Genomic DNA, 2,164 nt, shown 5'->3' with positions numbered 1-2,164 from the left:
GTTCAAGGGTCCAATACAGTCACGAGGGGGAACGCGGATGGGCAAGGCGGCTGGGGCGATGGGGTTGGTCTTCATGGTGGGTACCAGCGTTGTGGGACTGATGGGCGCCACGATGGGCAGCGGCATCGAGGCGGGCGTGCTGGGGATGGTGGGCCTGGCCCTCTATGGAGGCAGCGCGCTGCTCAACGGCAAGGCGACGGAGCAGGTCGGCGTCGCGAAGCAGGCGTAGTGCTGGCTGTAGGGCTGTAGGAATCACGGGGCCTCGGGCCCGGACCGCGACGGGGAAGCGAACCGCGCTTCTCCCCTCCGGCCCGCGGGCCCCCGTTTCACTGCTGGCGCTTCAGGGCTGACGCCGCTCCGCTTCCGGTGCGTTGCGAGGCCCTGCTTCCGGAAGGAGGTCTGGCGCGGCGGCCGCGGGAGGGGACGGCACCTCCGCTTCCACGACGGGCCTGGGTTCGTCCTCCGGGTTCCGGGCTTCCTGACGGCGCAGGCGCAGGGCGCGGCTCCACAGGGCCACGCCGGCCCACGCGCAGAGGGCCGCCACCGGCACGGCGACCACCTGCGGCCACCACAGCGCCGCGCCCGCGAACAGCAAAGGCACCACGCCCGCGACGAAGACGACCTTGGACTCCGTGCGCCCCAATTCGCGGTGGTTGGTGACGGCGGCGCCCACCGTGTTGCCCAGTCGCATCGCGCCCGCGGCCGCGCGGCTCACGCGGCCTCGCTGGCCGGAGGCGCCCCGCTGGGAGCGTGGCAGCGGACGCGGGTTCGCGGGCACGAGGCGCCGGTCCCTCCCGCCGAGCACGACCTCCGTCGCGTGCTCCAGGTCCTGCATGTACATGGACTCCATCTGCCGGGCGAAGTGGGTGTCCTCCACGGCCACGTCGATCTCGGAGTTGCCCAGCCAGCTCGCGGGGTTGAGGTTGGAGGAGCCCACGCGCGCCCACAGCCCGTCCGCCACCGCCGTCTTGGCGTGGAGCATGGTGCCGTTCCACTCATAGACGCGGATGCCCGCCTCCAGCAGGGGGCGGTAGCCGGCCTGGGTGAGGGGGCGCAGCACGGGGAGGTCGCTGCTGCCGGGCACGAGCAGGCGCACGTCCACGCCGTCGCGGGAGGCGGCCCGCAGCGCCTGCACGTAGGCGGCGGTGCCGACGAAGTACGCGTCGGTGAGCCACAGCCGCTTGCGGGCGAGCGACGCGATGAGCTGATCCACGCGGAACAGGCCCGCGCTCCACGGCACCCCGGCCACCACGCGCAGGGCCACGTCCCCCAGCTCCGCCGGGGCGCGGTCGGAGAGGCAGGCCTCCTCGTCCAACGCGGGCCCCACGGTGCCCCAGCCCTGGGCGAAGGCGCGCACGAGGTCCGCCACGGCGGGGCCGCGGATCTCCAGGCCGGTGTCGCGCCACGGGGCCACGCCCTTCTCCGGGACGCCCAGCCACTTGTGGCTCACGCACAGGCCGGAGACGAAGCCCACCTCGCCGTCCACGGTGAGCGTCTTGCGGTGGTTGCGGCCCAGCCAGGCCAGGGGCCGGTCGAACTGGAAGGGGTTGAAGCAGCGCACCTCCACGCCCGCGTCGCGCAGCCTCCGCCAGAAGCGGCGGGACGCGGTGCCCTGGCAGCCCAGCCAGTCATAGAGGACGCGCACGCGCACGCCGTCGTGGGCGCGGGCCTCCAGTGCCTGCGCGAAGGAGCGGCCCACCTCGTCGTCCTCGATGATGTAGTTCTCGAAGAGGATGGAGTGGCGGGCCAGGTGGATGGCGGAGAGCCACGCGGGGTAGTTCTCGCGCGCGTCGCGCAGCAGGTTCACGGCGTTGCCCGGCACGAGCGGCGCGCCCGCGGCCCGGGAGAAGACCTGCTCCGCCAGTCCGCGCTGGGGTCCGCTGATGCCCGTCGATTTCACGATGGCCACGCCGCGTCTCCTCAGGGCTGGGGCGGAAGTCCCTCCTCTACCCCAGGGGAGCGCCGCCCGCGAAGAAGCTCCTCGCGGTGAGGTGCGCTCCCGGGCGGTCCGTCGCAAGCGACCCTCGGGCAGGGCGCCCTCCGCCATTCCAGTGACAGCCAGGGCCCGGAGGGCCTGTCGTCTTGCGAGCGTCCCGACGACCGCCCGGGTGTCGCTCGCCCGCACTCCGGCCGGGCCAGTGCAGGGCAAGCCGGCGTGCAGGGG

2 protein-coding genes are annotated in these 2,164 nt (G+C 73.6%); one reads left to right on the top strand and one right to left on the bottom strand.

Translation table 11 applies throughout. From position 1 onward, the window contains the following. Nucleotides 1-229, top strand: a 229-nt coding sequence (locus tag D7V93_RS42130; RefSeq protein WP_341871000.1) for a hypothetical protein, incomplete at its 5' end; no start/stop codon positions are given. Nucleotides 230-340: 111 nt separating this feature from the next. Here the strand turns inward: D7V93_RS42130 and D7V93_RS42125 are convergent. Next, the gene (locus D7V93_RS42125) at nt 341-1,909 is read right to left on the bottom strand and encodes a phospholipase D-like domain-containing protein (protein WP_120648579.1); all 1,569 of its coding nucleotides are present in this window, start codon (nt 1,907-1,909) and stop codon (nt 341-343) included. Nucleotides 1,910-2,164 lie beyond the last annotated feature (255 nt).

It is taken from the genome of Corallococcus llansteffanensis, assembly GCF_003612055.1.
GTDB lineage: Bacteria > Myxococcota > Myxococcia > Myxococcales > Myxococcaceae > Corallococcus > Corallococcus llansteffanensis.
This window is presented reverse-complemented; position numbering and strand designations above follow the sequence as displayed.